Source organism: Paracoccus haematequi (genome assembly GCF_900631945.1).
Lineage (GTDB): Bacteria > Pseudomonadota > Alphaproteobacteria > Rhodobacterales > Rhodobacteraceae > Paracoccus > Paracoccus haematequi_A.
This window is the reverse complement of the sequence record NZ_UZWE01000012.1, coordinates 20,105-36,735: the sequence shown is the minus strand read 5'-3', so window position 1 is coordinate 36,735 and position 16,631 is coordinate 20,105. Positions and strand designations below refer to the sequence as shown.

Annotated in this window: 15 protein-coding genes; 8 read left to right on the top strand and 7 right to left on the bottom strand. The window is 68.2% G+C overall.

Going from position 1 to position 16,631, the window contains the following annotated elements:
- Positions 1 to 78: 78 nt before the first annotated feature.
- From PARHAE_RS00375 to PARHAE_RS00365, 3 genes are read right to left on the bottom strand one after another with little or no spacing between them, the layout of a single operon-like run.
- On the bottom strand, positions 79 to 705 hold the full coding sequence (locus tag PARHAE_RS00375; RefSeq protein WP_126152626.1) for a GntR family transcriptional regulator: 627 nt from the start codon (positions 703 to 705) through the stop codon (positions 79 to 81).
- A 39-nt stretch (positions 706 to 744) separates the two neighbouring features.
- Complete coding sequence (locus PARHAE_RS00370) at positions 745 to 1,296, bottom strand: DUF924 family protein (protein WP_126152625.1); 552 nt, start codon at positions 1,294 to 1,296, stop codon at positions 745 to 747.
- 1 nt (position 1,297) lies between these two features.
- Positions 1,298 to 2,239: a pirin family protein gene (locus tag PARHAE_RS00365; protein ID WP_126152624.1), complete on the bottom strand. Its 942-nt coding sequence runs from the start codon at positions 2,237 to 2,239 to the stop codon at positions 1,298 to 1,300.
- Between the two features lie 161 nt (positions 2,240 to 2,400).
- On the opposite strand from PARHAE_RS00365, the gene PARHAE_RS00360 reads away from it, so the two are divergent.
- Positions 2,401 to 3,924: a VOC family protein gene (locus PARHAE_RS00360; RefSeq protein WP_126152623.1), complete on the top strand. Its 1,524-nt coding sequence runs from the start codon at positions 2,401 to 2,403 to the stop codon at positions 3,922 to 3,924.
- The gene (locus tag PARHAE_RS00355; RefSeq protein ID WP_126152622.1) at positions 3,917 to 4,234 is read left to right on the top strand and encodes a GNAT family N-acetyltransferase; all 318 of its coding nucleotides are present in this window, start codon (positions 3,917 to 3,919) and stop codon (positions 4,232 to 4,234) included. Before PARHAE_RS00360 ends, PARHAE_RS00355 begins: the two co-directional genes overlap by 8 nt.
- A 52-nt stretch (positions 4,235 to 4,286) precedes the next feature.
- Here PARHAE_RS00355 and PARHAE_RS00350 read toward each other — a convergent pair whose 3' ends face one another.
- Genes PARHAE_RS00350 through PARHAE_RS00340 form a run of 3 tightly spaced genes read right to left on the bottom strand, consistent with a single transcriptional unit; the run spans position 4,287 to position 6,595 of the window.
- The gene (locus tag PARHAE_RS00350; RefSeq protein ID WP_126152621.1) at positions 4,287 to 5,045 is read right to left on the bottom strand and encodes a VOC family protein; all 759 of its coding nucleotides are present in this window, start codon (positions 5,043 to 5,045) and stop codon (positions 4,287 to 4,289) included.
- On the bottom strand, positions 5,042 to 5,602 hold the full coding sequence (locus PARHAE_RS00345; RefSeq protein ID WP_126152620.1) for an NADPH-dependent FMN reductase: 561 nt from the start codon (positions 5,600 to 5,602) through the stop codon (positions 5,042 to 5,044). Before PARHAE_RS00345 ends, PARHAE_RS00350 begins: the two co-directional genes overlap by 4 nt.
- 51 nt (positions 5,603 to 5,653) lie before the next feature.
- Complete coding sequence (locus PARHAE_RS00340) at positions 5,654 to 6,595, bottom strand: ring-cleaving dioxygenase (protein WP_126152619.1); 942 nt, start codon at positions 6,593 to 6,595, stop codon at positions 5,654 to 5,656.
- A gap of 123 nt (positions 6,596 to 6,718) precedes the next feature.
- On the opposite strand from PARHAE_RS00340, the gene PARHAE_RS00335 reads away from it, so the two are divergent.
- Positions 6,719 to 7,615: a LysR family transcriptional regulator gene (locus PARHAE_RS00335; RefSeq protein WP_126152618.1), complete on the top strand. Its 897-nt coding sequence runs from the start codon at positions 6,719 to 6,721 to the stop codon at positions 7,613 to 7,615.
- 67 nt (positions 7,616 to 7,682) lie between these two features.
- The gene (locus tag PARHAE_RS00330) at positions 7,683 to 7,865 is read left to right on the top strand and encodes a hypothetical protein (protein ID WP_126152617.1); all 183 of its coding nucleotides are present in this window, start codon (positions 7,683 to 7,685) and stop codon (positions 7,863 to 7,865) included.
- A gap of 2 nt (positions 7,866 to 7,867) precedes the next feature.
- Here PARHAE_RS00330 and PARHAE_RS00325 read toward each other — a convergent pair whose 3' ends face one another.
- Positions 7,868 to 9,469 (bottom strand): alpha-glucosidase family protein, encoded by a 1,602-nt coding sequence (locus tag PARHAE_RS00325; protein ID WP_126152616.1) that lies wholly within the window; start codon positions 9,467 to 9,469, stop codon positions 7,868 to 7,870.
- A gap of 119 nt (positions 9,470 to 9,588) precedes the next feature.
- On the opposite strand from PARHAE_RS00325, the gene glgB reads away from it, so the two are divergent.
- Genes glgB through glgX form a run of 4 tightly spaced genes read left to right on the top strand, consistent with a single transcriptional unit; the run spans position 9,589 to position 16,554 of the window.
- Positions 9,589 to 11,781, top strand: a complete 2,193-nt coding sequence (gene glgB / locus PARHAE_RS00320; protein WP_126152615.1) for a 1,4-alpha-glucan branching protein GlgB — start codon at positions 9,589 to 9,591, stop codon at positions 11,779 to 11,781.
- The gene (glgC, locus tag PARHAE_RS00315) at positions 11,782 to 13,038 is read left to right on the top strand and encodes a glucose-1-phosphate adenylyltransferase (RefSeq protein WP_126152614.1); all 1,257 of its coding nucleotides are present in this window, start codon (positions 11,782 to 11,784) and stop codon (positions 13,036 to 13,038) included.
- A 13-nt stretch (positions 13,039 to 13,051) separates the two neighbouring features.
- Entirely contained in the window at positions 13,052 to 14,476 is a 1,425-nt protein-coding gene (glgA, locus tag PARHAE_RS00310; RefSeq protein ID WP_126152613.1) for a glycogen synthase GlgA, read from the top strand.
- On the top strand, positions 14,473 to 16,554 hold the full coding sequence (glgX, locus tag PARHAE_RS00305) for a glycogen debranching protein GlgX (RefSeq protein ID WP_126152612.1): 2,082 nt from the start codon (positions 14,473 to 14,475) through the stop codon (positions 16,552 to 16,554). Before glgA ends, glgX begins: the two co-directional genes overlap by 4 nt.
- Positions 16,555 to 16,631: the final 77 nt, after the last annotated feature.

The following is a 16,631-nucleotide window of genomic DNA, read 5'->3' as shown; positions in this document are numbered from 1 at the left end:
CTTGTTGAATTATAGATAATCATGGATTCGTCGTGACCAGATACTCCATGAATTATCTATCGGATCAAGGGAAAGGTTTCACCTGCGCGCTGAACGCGGTCTTTGACCGCTGAACTGGATATGCCGCGCCAGCACGGATGCCGCCCGGTCCACGTCGCCGGATCGCAGGGCGTGCAGGATGGCGCGGTGGTCGCGGTCGGTCGGCGCTTCCCATTCGGCACGCCAGCCGGAAAACAGGAAGCGCGCGCTTGCGGTATGCAGATCGGCGATGGATTTCAGCAGGCGCGGCATCCCGCAGGGATCCAGGATCAACCGGTGGAACTGCCGGTTCGCCTGTTCCCAGGTTTTCACGTCGCCTGCATGATCGCCCGCCCGCGTGGCCTCATCAGCCCGCTCCAGAATGGCGCGGGTCAGGTGCGGCGCGGCATGGCGCAGGGCCAGCACCTCCAGGGCGGCGCGCATCTCGGCGACCTCGCGCACCTCGGCCAGTGAAAAGCCCGCGACACGAAAGCCGCGCCGGGGTTCGCTGACGGCAAGGCCCCGGCTTTCCAATTCGCGGAACGCCTCGCGCACCGGGACATGGCTGGCGCCGAATTCGGCGGCGACGTGATCCTGGCGCAGCCGTTCGCCGGGGGCGATCCGGCCAGAGACGATGCGGGCCGCCAGTTCGCGGCTGATGCGATGGGCAAGGGGTTCCTGGGTCATGGATTATAGATAATCCGGCCCGAACCCGGCGTCCAGCCGTCAGAAGCCGTGATGGGTTTTCAGGAACTCATCCTCGTCCGGGGTGTTCGGCCGGTCCAAGGCGGCGTTCCTGTGCGGGAAGCGGCCGAATTGCTGGATGATGTCGCGGTGCTGGATGGCGAAGTCCAGGCTTCCCGGATCGCCCAGGGCCTCGTACAATTCGACCGAACGGGTCTGATCGGGCAGATCCTCGCTGTGCATGAAGGGCAGATAGAAGAACTGCCGCCGCTTGGGGTCCACCTGCTGGTCGAAGCCCGCATCGACGGCGGCGCGGGCATGGTCCAGGGCCAAATCGTTCGATTCGAAGGCCCGGCCGCTGCCCCGAAAGATGTTGCGGGGAAACTGGTCCAGCACGATCACCAGGGCCAGCGCGCCTTCGGGCGTGGCGGCCCAGTCGTCCAACTCTCGCCGATGGGCGGCCTGGTAGGTGGCGGCGAAGCGGTCGCGGATGGCCGCGTCGATATCGTCGGATTTGGCGAACCAGTTCGGCTCCATCCGGTCCGAGAACCAGAAATCCAGCACGTCGGCGGCAGTGGCGGGTTCGGTCGTCATGTCAGTTCCTTTCCGGCAGCGGAATATGTTCGGCCCGGTCGGTGGGCGGCAGGTCGAACAGACCCGTGCCCCAACGCCCGGCCCGCCATTGGCGTTTCGCCTCGTCAATGCGGTCGCGGGATGATGCCACGAAGTTCCACCAGATGTGGCGCGGCCCGTTCAGCGTCGCCCCGCCCAGGGCCATCAGCCGCGCCCCCCGGTCGCCCGCCTGCACGGTGATCGCGTCGCCGGGGCGGAACACCATCATCTGCCCGGACTCGAAATCCTGCCCGGCGATGCGGACGCTGCCCTGGGTGACGTAGAGGCCGCGATCCTCGTGATCGCCGGGCAGCGGAAAGCGCGCGCGCGGATCCAGGGTCACGTCCAGATAGAAGGTGTCGGAATAGATCGTCGCGGGCGCGGTTTCGCCATAGGCCCGGCCCAGGATCAGCCGGGCGTCGATGCCCGCGTCGCGGATCACCGGCAGCGCGTCGCGGCCGTGATGCTCGAACGAGGGGGCCATGTCCTCGTGCGTCTCGGGCAGGGCGATCCAGGTCTGGATGCCGAACAGGCTGCTGGGGCCGTGGCGCGCCGCTTCGGGGCTGCGCTCGGAATGGGTGACGCCCTTGCCCGCCACCATCCAGTTCAGCGCGCCGGGCGTGATGACCTGGTCCGCCCCGGTGCTGTCGCGATGCTGGAAGCTGCCGCGATACAGATAGGTCACGGTTCCCAGCCCGATATGGGGATGGGGGCGCACGTCGATGCCCTGATTGGTCAGGAGCTCGGCGGGGCCCATCTGGTCGAAGAAGATGAAGGGACCGACCATCTGGCGCCTCGGTGCAGGCAGGGCGCGGCGCACCTCGAACCCGCCCAGGTCGCGGGCGCGGGGGATGATCAGCGTCTCGATGGCGTCGGCGCCGATCTGGTCGGGACAGCCTGGGGCCAGGGCGGGGTTCCAGCTCATGTCGTTCCTCCTGTCGCCCCAGGATAGGTCCGGTTGCCGCAGGGTGCCAAGCCCGCAGGCGTTCGCGGGGACCGAACGCCGGGTTGGCGCGCAGGACGGTGGCGCGGATGCGCGCGGAACCGCATCTTGGGGCGAAAGTTTTCCAAGCCGGGGGAAGGGCGATGACCAGCGGACTGCATCATGTGACGGCGATCACCCGCGACGTTCAGGCGAATGTCGATTTCTGGATGGGCTTTCTGGGCCTGTCGCTGGTCAAGCAGACGGCGGGGTTCGAGGATGCCGAGCAGCTGCACCTGTTCTATGGCGATCCCGCCGGGTCGCCCGGCAGCCTGGTCAGCTTCCTGGTCTGGCAGGACGGCGCGCCGGGCCGCACCGGCCATGGCCGGGTGGCGGAAATCGCGCTGGCGATCCCGCGCGCCCGGATCGGCGACTGGCTGACCCGCGCCATGCAGCGGGGCCTGCGCGTCGAAGGCCCGGTCCGCGAATTCGGCGAACCCGTGCTGCGGCTGAAGGATCCCGACGGCATCATCGTCAAGCTGGTGGGCATCGACCTGCCCGATACCGGCTGGCCCGCGGCGCCTGCCGCCCTGCGCGCCGTGACGATCTGGTCCGAGGTGCCGGACCGGACCGCCGCTTTCCTGCGCCCCTTCGGCTATCGCGACGGCGGGGCCGAGGGCGGGCTGAGGCGGCTGCTGTCGGACAGCGACGCCATCGACATCCGCGACGCCTCGGGCTTCGTGCCGGGCATTCCGGGAACAGGGGTCGTCGACCATGTGGCGCTGCGGGTGCCCGATGCGGCGGCATTGCAGCGCCATCACGATGCCTTGAAGGCCCGCGACGCGGGCGATGTGACGGTTCACGACCGCAAGTATTTCGCGTCCCTTTACGTCCGCGAACCGGGCGATACGCTGATCGAGCTTGCGACCGACGGGCCGGGCATGGCGGTGGACGAGGATGCGGATCGCCTGGGGCGGATCCTGATGATCCCGCCGCATTTCGCCGGGACCGAGGATTTGCCCCTGCGGCTGCCTCAATTCGCCCGACCGGGCGAGGAAAGGACAAGGATGAGAGAGCTTCCCTTCGTTCACCGGCTGCGCCAGCCCGACGCCCCCGACGGATCGGCCATGGTGCTGCTGCACGGCACCGGCGGTTCCGAGGCCGACCTGATGCCGCTGGCCCATCGCATCGCCCCTCATGCGACGCTGCTGGGCGTGCGCGGCCGTTCGGCCGAGGAAGGCGTGGCGCGCTTCTTCCGCCGCACATCGATGACCAGCTTCGACCAGGACGACATCCGCGCCGAGGCCGAGGCTTTCGCGGCCTTCTGGCAGGGCGCGCTGTCGGCCTATGACCTGGATCCGGCGCGGATCACGGTGATGGGGTACAGCAACGGCGCGAATTTCGCCGCCGCCGTGATGGGCCTTCATCCCGGCCTGATCCGCCGCGCGATCCTGATGCGGCCGATGGCGGTGCTGGAGGATCTGCCGAAGGCCGACCTGACCGGCGTGTCGGTGCTAACCCTGACCGGGGCGCGCGATCCATACGGCCCGCACGCGCCGCGCCTGAACGACTGGCTGGCGGCGCGCGGCGCGACGCTGGACGCGCGGGTGGTCGCCGGCGGGCATGAACTGTCGCCAGACGATCTGGCAGAGGCTGCGGATTGGATGAAAGGGGCGCGGGATGGCTGAGATCACGGTTTCCAGAGAAGACATCGATGCCCGGCACGGCCGCTATGTCGCGCGCGTGGCGGGCATCGACGCCGAGGCAGAACTGACCTTCACCCATCGCGGCCAGGATCGGATCAGCGCCGATCACACCGGCGCGCCCGAGGCGCTGCGCGGAACCGGCGCGGCGGCCGCCCTGGTGGATGCGATGGTGGCCGACGCGCGCAAGGCGGGCTTTCGGATCGTGCCGCTGTGTTCCTATGTGGCGGCGCGCTATGCCAGGAACCCGGACTGGGCCGATGCCTTCGCCACCGCGCCGGGGGAACAGGCGTAGGGTGGGGTTCCACCCCACCGTTCGCCGGGGCGTGGTGGGGTGAAACCCCACCCTACACAAAACGGAACCGCGTGCCCCAGGGATCGGTGATCGCCTGCCCCGCGCGGCGGGGATCCCCGATGACCACCTCGGCCAAGCCCGCCATCTGCGGGTCGCGAGGACCGGCGCCCCGGCTGTTCCAGGTGTTTCCGGCCAGGTGGTGGTGATAGCCGTTCCAGCCATACCAGGCCCCGCCCTGGCCGTCGAAGGTCCGCGTCAGGGCCAACTCGCCCGCGAAAAAGCCGTCCGCGCGGTCCAGGTCGCCGACCTGGAGATGGACATGGCCCACGCTGCTGCCCTCGGGCGCGCCTTGCCAGGGGGCGTCGGCCAGGGACAGCAGGTCGTCCAGATCCAGGCGGCGGGTGAACATCTCGATCCGGTCGTCGTCGCGCTGCCATTCCGACGCCGGGCGGTCCCAATAGATCTCGATCCCGTTGCCTTCCGGGTCGTCCAGATAGATCGCCTCGCTGACGCCGTGATCGCTGGCGCCGGTCAGGCGGACGCAGTTTTCGGCGGCGTGGCGCAGCCAGCGGGCCAGGTCGGCGCGGTCGGGCAGCAGGAAGGCGGTATGGAACAGCCCCGCCTGGCGCGGGTCGCGGGGCCGGGCGGCGGTGTCGCCGCGCAGTTCCAGCAGCGTCCGCCCGCCCGCGCCCAGCCGCGCGGTTTCGCCGTCGCCGCCCAGCGGCGCCAGGCCAAGGGTGTCGCGATAGAAAGCCGTCATGGCGGGCAGATCGCGCACCGTCAGGGCAACGTGGCCGATGGCAGGGGTCATGATGTTTCCTGTCCCGTCTTCAGGCTGGCTGCGAAGCCCGCGATGAAATCGGCCAGCATTTGCCGGGTCTTGTCGTCGGTCAGGGTGCCGTCCGCGTCGAACAGCCCGCCCGCGCGCGACACCATCAGCCGCCCGTCCCACCAGGGCCGGGTCCGCAGGGTCCGCAGCACCGGCAGCCAGTGCGCCTGCGCCAGCGTGGTCCCGAACCCCCCGGGCGAGGCGCCGATGACCGCGACGGGCTTGTTCGCGAACAGCGCCAGACCGTCGCCGCGCGACATCCAGTCGATGACGTTCTTGAACACGCCGGGGATGCCGTTGTTGTATTCGGGCGTCACCAGCAGCAGCCCGTCGGCCTGCGCAAGCTGGCGGTTCAATTCGGCGACCGCCGGGGGCGTGCCGTTGGCAGCCTCAAGATCGCCGTCATACAGCGGCACGCCGGAAATGTCGCCGATGCGGATGGTGACGCCTTCGGGCGCGGTATCGCGCGCGGCCCGCAGCAGCCCGCTGTTGAACGAGGCGCGGCGCAGGCTGCCCGACAGGCCGAGGATGGTGGTCATGATGGGATCTCCTGTGACGATGCCGGGGGCAGGGTGCCCCCGGCGCCGGGGTCAGTCCAGCGGTTTCAGCCCGGCTTCGATGGCCGCTCGGCGACCCTCGAGGAAGGGGGGCAGCGACAGGCCCTGGCCCATCGTCTCGCGCGGTTCATCCACGTCGAAGCCGGGACCGTCGGTCGCCAGTTCGAACAGGTTGCCGCCCGGTTCGCGGAAATAGAGCGAGCGGAAGTAGTACCGCTCGACCTCGCCGGAATTGGGCACCCGCAACCCGCGCAGGCGGGCTGTCCATTCGGTCAGCGCCGCCGGGTCGGGAACCCGGAAGGCGACGTGATGGACGCCGCCCGCGCCCTGCCGGGCCACGGGCAGGCCGGGCTGGACCGCGACATGCAGTTCCGCCGCCGCCCCGCCGTCGCCCATCTGGAAGACATGGATCTGGCCTTCGCCGTCCGGGCTGGCATAGTCGCGGACCTTCCGCATGTTCATCGCCTGGGTCAGCACGGCCTCGGTCGGAGCCAGGTCGGGGACGGAAATGGTGATCGGCCCCAGGCCCCGGATCTGGTGTTCTGCCGGAACCGGGCTTCGGTCCCAGGGCTGGCCCGCCGGATCGGGGGCGGCGACCAGGCGCAGGCGCTGGCCTTCGGGATCCTCGACATCCAGGCTGGCGCGGCCGTCCAGCGCGGCCACCCTGCCGGTCGACACGCCCAGGTCGGCCAGGCGCGCGGCCCAGAACTCCAGGCTGGCTTCCGCCACCCGCAGCCCGGTGCGGCTGATCGAATGGGTGCCGCGCCGTTCGCGGGCGGCGGGCCAGTCGAAGAAGGTGATGTCGGTGCCGGGCGTGCCCGCGCCATCCGCGAAGAACAGGTGATAGGCCGAGGTGTCGTCCTGATTCACGGTCTTCTTCACCCGGCGCAGGCCCAGCGTTTCGGTATAGAAGCGGTTGTTGCCGGACGCGTCGGCGGTGATGGCGGTCAGGTGATGGATGCCGGTCAGTTGCATGATGCGGTTCCTTGTCCTTGGTCGACGCCAATATGGCGCGGCGGTCCCGTTCGGAACAGCCGCCCCCTGCGCAAAGCGGCGTTCGCTTCTTGCGAACGGGCGGGCGGCGGCTATGGTTGCGGGATGAACTGGTCGATCAGCGACATCCAGACCTTCCTGTCCGTGCTGGATGCGGGCAGCATCTCGGCCGCCGCCGCACGGGCCGATCTGTCGAAATCCGTGGTCAGCAAGCGGATCAGCGATTTCGAGGCCGCCCTGGGCGTGGCCCTGTTCGTCCGCAACGCGGGCCGCATCGCGCCCACCGACACCGCCCTGACCCTGGCCGAGCGGCTGCGCCCGGCGCTGGCCGAACTGATCGCAGCCACCGAAAGCGTGGGCGCGCAGGCCGATCTGCGCGGACGGCTGGCCATCGCCGCGCCGATGAGCTTTGGCATCCGCCATCTTGGCCCGGTGATCGCCGGTTTCGCCCGCGCCCATCCGGGGCTGGAGATCGTGCTGGATTACGACGACCAGCTGGCCGATCTGGGCCGGGCGGGTTTCGACGCGGGTCTGCGCATCGGCGAGTTGAAGGACAGCAGCCTGATGGCCCGCCGCGTCTGCGAGGATCCGCGGGTCCTGGTGGCCAGTCCCGATTATCTGTGCGTGCATGGCCCGATCCGCGCCCCCGCCGACCTGGCTCGGCACCGCGCCATCGGATATCTGAACGCCCGGCTGGGCGACATCTGGCCCTTCGACGGCATCGCGCCGCCGCCGCTGGGACCGATCACGGCGAACAACGGCGATGCGATCCGCGACATGGCGGTGGGCGGGCTGGGGCTTGCGCTGCTGCCGATGTTCATCGTCCACGACGCGCTGCGCGACGGGCGTCTGGTGCGGCTGCTGCCCGGCCTGCCGCAGCGGCCCCTGCCGATCAGCGTGGTCTGGCCGCCGGTCCGGCCGATGCCGCGCAAGACCCGCGCCTTTGTCGACCATGTGGCGGATGCCTTTGCGGGGGCGCCGCCCTGGCTGGAGGGGTTGTGAAAGGCCGGGGGTTTCACACCCCCGGACCCCCGTGGGATATTTGAAGTCCAAAGCAGGAGCCGTTGAGATGCTGGTCGATCCGAACGCGCCGTTTTTCCGGTCCCTTTGGGTGCGGATCCTGTGTGTCTTTGTGCCGCTGGCCTGGGCGGGGGTCGAGATCTGGACCGGCAACCCCTTCTGGGCGCTTCTGTCGGGCGCCGCCGGTCTTTATCTGGCCTATGAGTTGTTCCTGCGCCGCGATCCAGGCTGAGGTCAGGCCAGCAGGCCGACCGCGCGGTCAAGCCAGGCAAAGCCGTTGGGCGGCAGGCTCAGCACTCGGCCCGACAGCGTGGCGTGCGAGGGGCCGGTCAGGTCCGCCTTGTCCGACAGCGTCAGCGTCGCCGGGGTCTTGGACAGGTTGAACACGCAGGTCAGCGCCTGCCCGCCGTCGCCGCGATGGAAGGCCAGCAGCGGTTCGGGCAGATCCAGGAACGACGTCTTGCCCACCCGCAGCGGCGGCTGGGCCTTGCGAAAGGCGATGGTCGCGCGATAGGCCGACAGCACGCTGTCATTGTCGGCCTGCTGGCCCGCCACATGGCGCGCGGCCTGGGGTTCCTTGACCGGCAGCCAGGGCCGGGCGTCGGAAAACCCGGCATGGGCGCTGTCGTCCCAGACCATCGGCGTGCGGCAGCCGTCGCGGCCCCTGACCTCGGGCCAGAAGCGCAGGGCCGGGGGGTCGGTCAGTTCGTCATAGGTCAGCTCGGTTTCCGTCTGGCCCAGTTCCTCGCCCTGATAGAGACAGATGGTGCCGGGGAAGGACAGCAGCATCGCCGCCGCCTGCCGGGCGATGGCTTCGGGCGATTCCGCATGGGGCAGCCAGCGGGTGACGTGGCGGAACACGTCGTGGTTGGAAAAGGACCAGCAGGCGTGGCTGTCAGGCGCGCCGTTATGGACGCCCTCGATCGTGTGGCGGAAATGCCGGGCGGTGAATTGCGGGCTGAGCATCTCGAAGCTGTAGCACATGTGCAGCCGGTCGCTGCCCGCCGTGTATTCGGCCATGATGCGGATCGAGGTGTCGCCGCCGTCGCCCACCTCGCCCACCATCATGCGGGCGTCGTATTCGTCGGTCAGCTTGCGCATCCGCTTCAGGAAGGGAATGTTTTCCGGGCGGTTCTTGGAATAGATGTGGCGTTGCAGGTTATAGGTGTCCGGCCCGGCATGGTCGGGATTGGGCGGGTTGTCGCGCAGCCGGGCGTCGTGGAAGTAATAGTTCACCGTATCCAGCCGGAACCCGTCCACGCCGCGTTCCAGCCAGAAGCGCATCGTGTCCAGAAGCGCGTCCTGCACGTCGCGGTTCCACAGGTTCAGGTCGGGCTGTTCGATCAGGAAGTTGTGCAGGTAGTATTGCCTCCGCCGCGGCTCCCATTCCCAGGCGGGGCCGCCGAAGACCGAGGGCCAGTTGTTGGGCGGCGTGCCGTCGGGGTTCGGGTCGGCCCAGACATACCAGTCGGACTTGTCGTTGTCGCGCGACCGGCGGCTTTCCGCGAACCAGGGGTGGCGGTCGCTGGAATGGCTGATCACCTGGTCGATGATGACCTTCAGCCCCAGCTCATGCGCGCGGGCCACAAGCGCGTCGAAATCGGCCAGCGTGCCGAACAGCGGGTCGATGTCGCAGTAGTCGCTGACATCGTAGCCCATGTCCTTCATCGGGCTGGTGAAGATCGGCGACAGCCAGATCGCGTCCACCCCCAGCGAGGCGACGTGATCCAGCCGCCGGGTGATGCCGGGCAGGTCGCCGATGCCGTTCCCGTCGCTGTCCTGAAAGCTGCGGGGATAGATCTGATAGATCACCGCGTCGCGCCACCATTCGGTCATAAGGGTCTCCTGTCCGTTCGGTCTTGGGCCGATAGAACACGATGACGGTGGCACCGGAAAGGCGGTTTCCGCGTTAGGAGACGGATTGCCCCGAGTGATGGGCCGGTTAAGGTGGGTGCATGGGACAGACGCCGGAACGCTTGCGCCTGACGAACGACGACATCGCCGCCCTGTCCGGCGGGCGCTGCGACCGGCCGTTCGACATCCTGGGACCGCATGACGGCTGGCTGACCGTCTTTCATCCCGACATCGCCGCCCTGTCCGCCGTGACCGAAGCGGGCGAGATCCCGCTGGAGCGGGTGTCGGGCGACCTGTTCCGGGGCCGGGTGGACGGGCCCTATCGGCTGAAGGCGCGGTCGGCGGGCGGGGTGGAATGGGTCTTCGAAGATCCTTACCGCTTCGCCCCCGTGCTGGGGGACATCGACCTGCACCTGCTGGGCGAGGGGACGCATCGGCGCCTGTGGCAGGCGCTTGGCGCGCATGTCATCACCCATGAAGGCGTCGCGGGAACGCATTTCGCGGTCTGGGCGCCGAATGCGCGGCGCGTGTCGGTGGTGGGACCGTTCAACGCCTGGGACGGGCGGCGTCATCCCATGCGCCGGATCGGCGGCAGCGGCGTGTGGGAGATTTTCCTGCCCGGCGTGGCGGAAGGGGCGCTGTACAAATACGAGATCCTGGGTGCCGATGGCGGGTTGCTGATGAAGGCCGACCCGGTGGGCTTCGGCAGCCAGCATCCGCCGGAAAAGGCCAGCGTGGTGCGCGACATCGCGGGCTATGGCTGGAAGGACGCGGCCTGGATGGAAGGGCGGGCCCAGGCGCAGGACCGCCGGGCGCCGATCAGCATCTATGAGGTGCATCTGGGATCCTGGCGCCGCCGCCTGGATCAGGGCGGGCGGCCCTTGTCCTACAAGGAACTGGCGCGCGATCTGGTGGCCTATGCCCGCGACATGGGCTTCACGCATCTGGAACTGCTGCCGGTCAGCGAGTTTCCCTTCGACGGATCCTGGGGATACCAGCCGGTCGGGCTTTACGCGCCGACCATCCGCTTCGGCCCGCCGCACGAATTCCGCGACCTGGTCGAGGCCGCGCACAAGGCGGGCCTGGGCATCCTTCTGGACTGGGTGCCCGGCCATTTCCCGACCGATGCGCATGGGCTGGCCCGTTTCGACGGGACCGCGCTTTACGAACATGCCGATCCGCGCGAAGGGTTCCACCAGGACTGGAACACCCTGATCTACAACTACGGCCGGACCGAGGTCCGCAATTACCTGATCGCCAACGCGCTGTATTGGCTGGAGGAATACCATATCGACGGGCTGCGCGTGGATGCGGTGGCATCGATGCTGTATCGCGACTATTCCCGCCGCGAGGGTCAGTGGATCCCCAACAAGCATGGCGGGCGCGAGAATCTGGAGGCCATCGACTTCCTGAAGGCCATGAACGTCGCGGCCTATGCGGAATCGCCCGGCATCATGACCGTGGCCGAGGAAAGCACGTCCTTTCCCAAGGTGTCGGCCCCGGTGGACGCGGGGGGCCTGGGCTTCGGGTTCAAATGGAACATGGGCTGGATGAACGACACGCTGCGCTACATGAGCCGCGATCCCGTTCATCGGCGCTATCACCACGACCTGATGACCTTCGGGCTGATGTATGCGTTTTCGGAAAACTTCATCCTGCCGATCAGCCATGACGAGGTCGTCCACGGCAAGGGATCCATGCTGCGCAAGATGCCGGGCGACGAATGGCAGCAGTTCGCGAATCTGCGGGCCTATTACGGCTTCATGTGGGGCCATCCTGGCAAGAAGCTGCTGTTCATGGGCTGCGAATTCGCCCAGCCCGAGGAGTGGAACCATAACGGCGAACTGAACTGGCCCGCCGCCGCCGAAGCCCGGCATCAGGGCGTGCAGGCCCTGGTGCGCGACCTGAACCGGCTTTATCGCGACACGCCCGCGCTTTACCGCAAGGATGCCGATCCCGACGGTTTCCAGTGGGTCGCGACGGATGCGGCGCAATCGACCTATGTCTGGATCCGGCTCGGCGATCCCGGCGATCCGCCGGTTGTGGTCGCCTGCAACTTCACGCCCGTGCCGCGCGCCGATTTCCGCATCGGCGTCCCGCAGCCCGGCCCCTGGCGCGAGGCGATCAACACCGACGCGGCGATCTATGGCGGCAGCGGCAAGGGCAATCTTGGAGGAGTGACGGCCACCGAAGCGCCGCAGGACGGGCAGCCCGCGTCCATGGCGGTGATGCTGCCGCCCCTGTCGGTGGTGATCTTCGTCGCGGGCAAGGACGAACATGGGGAGGATGTTTGAATGGCCGAGAAACGATTGACCCGCCGCGCGATGGCCTTCGTGCTGGCCGGGGGACGGGGCAGCCGGTTGCGGGAACTGACCGACCGCCGCGTCAAGCCCGCCGTCTATTTCGGCGGCAAGACCCGCATCATCGACTTCGCGCTGTCGAACGCGATGAATTCCGGCATCCGCAAGATCGCCATCGCCACCCAGTACAAGGCCCACAGCCTGATCCGGCATGTGCAGCGCGGCTGGAACTTCTTTCGCGCGGAACGCAACGAATTCATGGACATCCTGCCCGCCAGCCAGCGATACGACGAATCCATGTGGTATCGCGGCACCGCCGACGCCGTGGCCCAGAACATCGACATCGTGGACAGCTATGATGTCGACTACATCATCATCCTGGCCGGGGACCATATCTACAAGATGGATTACGAGATCATGCTGCGCGAACATTGCGAAAGCGGCGCGGACGTGACCATCGGCTGCCTGACCGTGCCCCGGATGGAGGCCACGGCCTTCGGCGTGATGGCGGTGGACGATGCCGGGCGCATCACCTCGTTCCTGGAAAAGCCCGCCGATCCGCCGGGGATGCCCGACGATCCCGACAGCGCCTTGGCGTCGATGGGGATCTATGTGTTCAACTGGCCGTTCCTGCGCGACCTGCTGCAAAAGGATGCCGAGGATCCGAATTCCAGCCATGATTTCGGCCACGACCTGATCCCCGCCATCGTCAGGAACGGCAAGGCGATGGCGCACCGCTTCGATACCTCTTGCGTGCGCGATCCGGGCGCGCCCGCATACTGGAAGGACGTGGGCACGGTGGATGCCTTCTGGCAGGCCAATATCGACCTGACCGATTTCACGCCGGAACTGAACCTGTGGGACCGCGAATGGCCGATCTGGACCTATTCCGAAAGCGTGCCGCCCGCCAAGTTCATCCATGACGAAAAGGACCGGCGCGGCATCGCCGTGTCGTCGATGGTCTCGGGGGGCTGCATCATCTCGGGGACCGAGATCCGCAATTCGCTGCTGTTCACGCAGGTCCATACCAACAGCTATGCGCAACTGGATCATGTGGTGGCGCTGCCCTATGTGACGGTGCAGCGGCGCGCCCGGCTGACCCGCGCGGTGATCGACCGGGGCGTCGTCATCCCCGAGGGTCTGGTGGTCGGCGAGGAACCCGCCGAGGACGCCCGGTGGTTCCGCGTCAGCGACGGCGGCATCACCCTGATCACCCAGGACATGCTGGACCGGCGGGCGGCCAGTCTGTGAAGGAGGGCCGGTGATGCGGGTTCTGTCGATCGCGTCCGAATGCGCGCCGCTGGTCAAGACCGGCGGGCTGGCCGATGTGGCGGGCGCGCTGCCCGCCGCCCTGCGGGCCGAGGGGGTCCAGATGCGCACCCTGCTGCCCGGCTATCCGGCGGTGGCGGCCGCCTTGCAGGACGGGGCCGAGGTGGCGCATTTCGACGACCTGTTCGGCGCGCCGGCCCGTGTGATGGCGGGGCAGGCGGCGGGGCTGGATCTGCTGATGATCGACGCACCCCATCTGTTCGCCCGGCCGGGAAACCCTTACCTTGGCCCGGACGGCCGCGACTGGCCGGACAATCCGGAACGCTTTGCCGCTTTGTCCTGGGTGGGGGCGCATCTTGGGGTGCATGGCGCGGGCGGCTGGCATCCGCAGGTGCTGCACGGCCATGACTGGCAGGCGGGCTTCGTCACCGAATACCTGCGCCAGATGGGCGGCGGCCCGGCCACGGTGCTGACCATCCACAATATCGCCTTCACCGGCAGCACCGATGCCGGGCGGATGCATTCGCTGCGCCTGGACCCGGGCCGCTTCACGGTCGACGGCTATGAATTCTATGGCGGCATTTCCGCGCTGAAGGCCGGGCTGATGGGGGCCGAGGCGCTGACCACCGTGTCGCCGACCTATGCCGAGGAGCTGATGACCCCCGAATACGGCATGGGCCTGGACGGGGTGATGCGATACCGGCGCGAGGCGCTGACGGGGATCCTGAACGGCATCGACACCGACGCCTGGAACCCCGCCACGGATCCGGCGATCCAGCCCTTTGACAGCCTGGCGGGCAAGGCCGCGAACAAGGCCGCCCTGCGGGCCGAGATGGGCCTGCCCGATGCGGATGGACCGCTCTGCACGATCGTGTCGCGGATGACCCATCAGAAGGGCCTGGACCTGGTGCCCGAGGCGCTGCCCGTGCTGCTGGACCATGGCGGGCAGCTGGCGCTGCTGGGATCGGGCGATCCGGGGCTGGAATACGCCTTTCGCGCGCTGGCCGAACACAATCCCCATGTCGCCGTCCGCATCGGCTATGACGAGGCGTTGTCGCATCGGCTGATCGCCGGAGCCGACGCGATCCTGGTGCCCTCGCGGTTCGAACCCTGCGGGCTGACGCAGATGTACGGGCTGCGCTATGGCACGGTGCCGGTCGTGGGCCTGACCGGGGGGCTGGCCGATACCGTCATCAACGCCTCGCCCGCGGCGCTGGCGCGGGGGGTGGCCACGGGGATTCAGTTCTCTCCGGTGACGGCGGATGCGCTGCGCGGCGCGCTGGCCCGGCTGTGCCTGCTTTACAAGGACGCCGAAACGTGGTCCCGGCTGGTGGCGAACGCGATGGCGCATCCGGTCGGCTGGGATCAGTCGGCGCGGGCCTATGCCGCGCTTTATGCAGGGCTTGCGACGCAACGATGACTGATCCGATCACGGCGGGACATCCTTTCCCGCTTGGCGCCTGCTTCGACGGGGCGGGCGTCAATTTCGCCATCTTCTCGCAGCATGCGGACCGGGTGGACCTGTGCCTGTTCGACGACCAGGACCGGGAAACCCGCATCCCCCTGCCCGAGCGCGAGGGCCATGTCTGGCACGGATATATCGCCGGCCTGGCGCCGGGCCAGCGATACGGATACCGTGTGCTCGGACCCTATCGCCCCAGGGACGGCCATCGCTTCAATCCCAACAAGCTGCTGATCGACCCCTATGCCAGGCGCCTGACCGGCAGTCCGCGCCCCCATGACGCGTTGTTCGGATACCGGGCCGGGCATGAGGATGCCGACCTGTCCTTCGACCGACGCGACAGCGCCGCCCATATGCCGCGCTGCGTGGTCGTGGACCCCGCCTTCAGTTGGGGCGACGACCGCCCCCCGCGCCGCCCGCTGACCGAAACCGTCATCTACGAGGCGCATGTGAAGGGCCTGACCATGCTGCATCCGGGCGTGGACCGGCCCGGCAGCTATCTGGCGATGGCCTCGGATCCGATCCTGGACCACCTGAACCGGCTGGGCGTCACGACGGTGGAACTGCTGCCGGTCCATGCCTTCGCCGACGACCGCTTTCTGACGAACCGGGGGCTGACGAATTACTGGGGCTATATGTCCTATGGCTTCTTCGCGCCCGAGCCGCGCTATATGCGCGACGGCGACATCGCCGAATTCCAGCAGATGGTCGCCCGCTTCCACCAGGCCGGGATCGAGGTGATCCTGGACGTGGTCTACAACCACACCGCCGAGGGAAACGAACTTGGCCCGACGCTGAGCTTTCGCGGCCTCGACAACGCCGCCTATTACCGGCTGGCCGAGGACCGGCGCTTTTACGTCAACGACGCGGGGACGGGCAATGTCCTGAACCTCGACAATCCCTTCGCGCTGCGGCTGGTGATGGACAGCCTGCGTTACTGGGTCGAGGCGATGCATGTCGACGGCTTCCGCTTCGACCTGTGTTCGGTGTTGGGCCGCACGCGCGGGGTGTTCGACCGCGACGCGCCGCTGTTCCGGGCGATCCGGCAGGATCCGGTCCTGAACCGCGTCAAGCTGATCGCGGAACCCTGGGATCTGGGGCCGGACGGCTATCAATTGGGCAACTATCCGGCGCCGTTCTGCGAATGGAACGACCGCTATCGCGACCAGGTGCGCGGCTTCTGGCGCGGCGATCCGGGCATGGTCGGCAAGCTGGCCAAGCGCATCGCCGGATCGGCGGCGCGCTTCGACCATGACGGCCGGGCGGCCACCTCGGGGGTGAACTTCATCGCCGCGCATGACGGTTTCACGCTGATGGATACCGTCAGCTACAACCACAAGCACAATCAGGCGAATCGCGAAGGCAACCGCGACGGCCACGACCACAACCTGTCCGACAACATGGGCGTGGAAGGCCCGGCGGGCGATCCGGCCATCCGCGCGCGCCGCGACCGCCGCCGCCGCGCCCTGTTCGCCACGCTGATGCTGAGCCAGGGCACGCCGATGATCCTGGCCGGGGACGAGCTGGGCAATTCCCAGGGCGGCAACAACAACGCCTATTGCCAGGACAACCCCTTGGGCTGGGTGGACTGGCAGGGCGCGGATCCGGATTTCCTGGAGTTCTGCCGCCAGGCGATCGCCTTTCGCAAGGCGCATCCGATCCTGCGCCAGCGCCGCTTTCTGCACAGCCAGCCCCGAGAACAGGACGGGCTGCCCGACCTGTTCTGGCGCCGCGCCGACGGCGCCCCTATGACGCCCGAGGATTGGGCAGATCCCGGCCTGCGCCTGCTGGCGGCCGAGATGCGCATGGCATCGGGCACCCCGGCCTATGCGGCGCTGCCGGGCGCGATCTTCGTGGTGTTCAACAACGGCCCCGAAACGCCGGTGCGCCTGCCCGATCCCACCCAGGGCGGACATTGGCGCAGGCGTCTGGACAGCGCGCGCGACCGCCAGCCCGACGCCCCCGCAGGCCCGGTCGAACGGATCGAGGCGGAAAGCGTGGCGGCCTTCGTGCTGTGCGATCTGGGCGGGGACTGACCGGATCGCAGGCAGGACCGGCATCGCCGCGTCATAAATCCGGCGCGGCCCTTTCCATCGGCCCGCAAAGCTGGCAA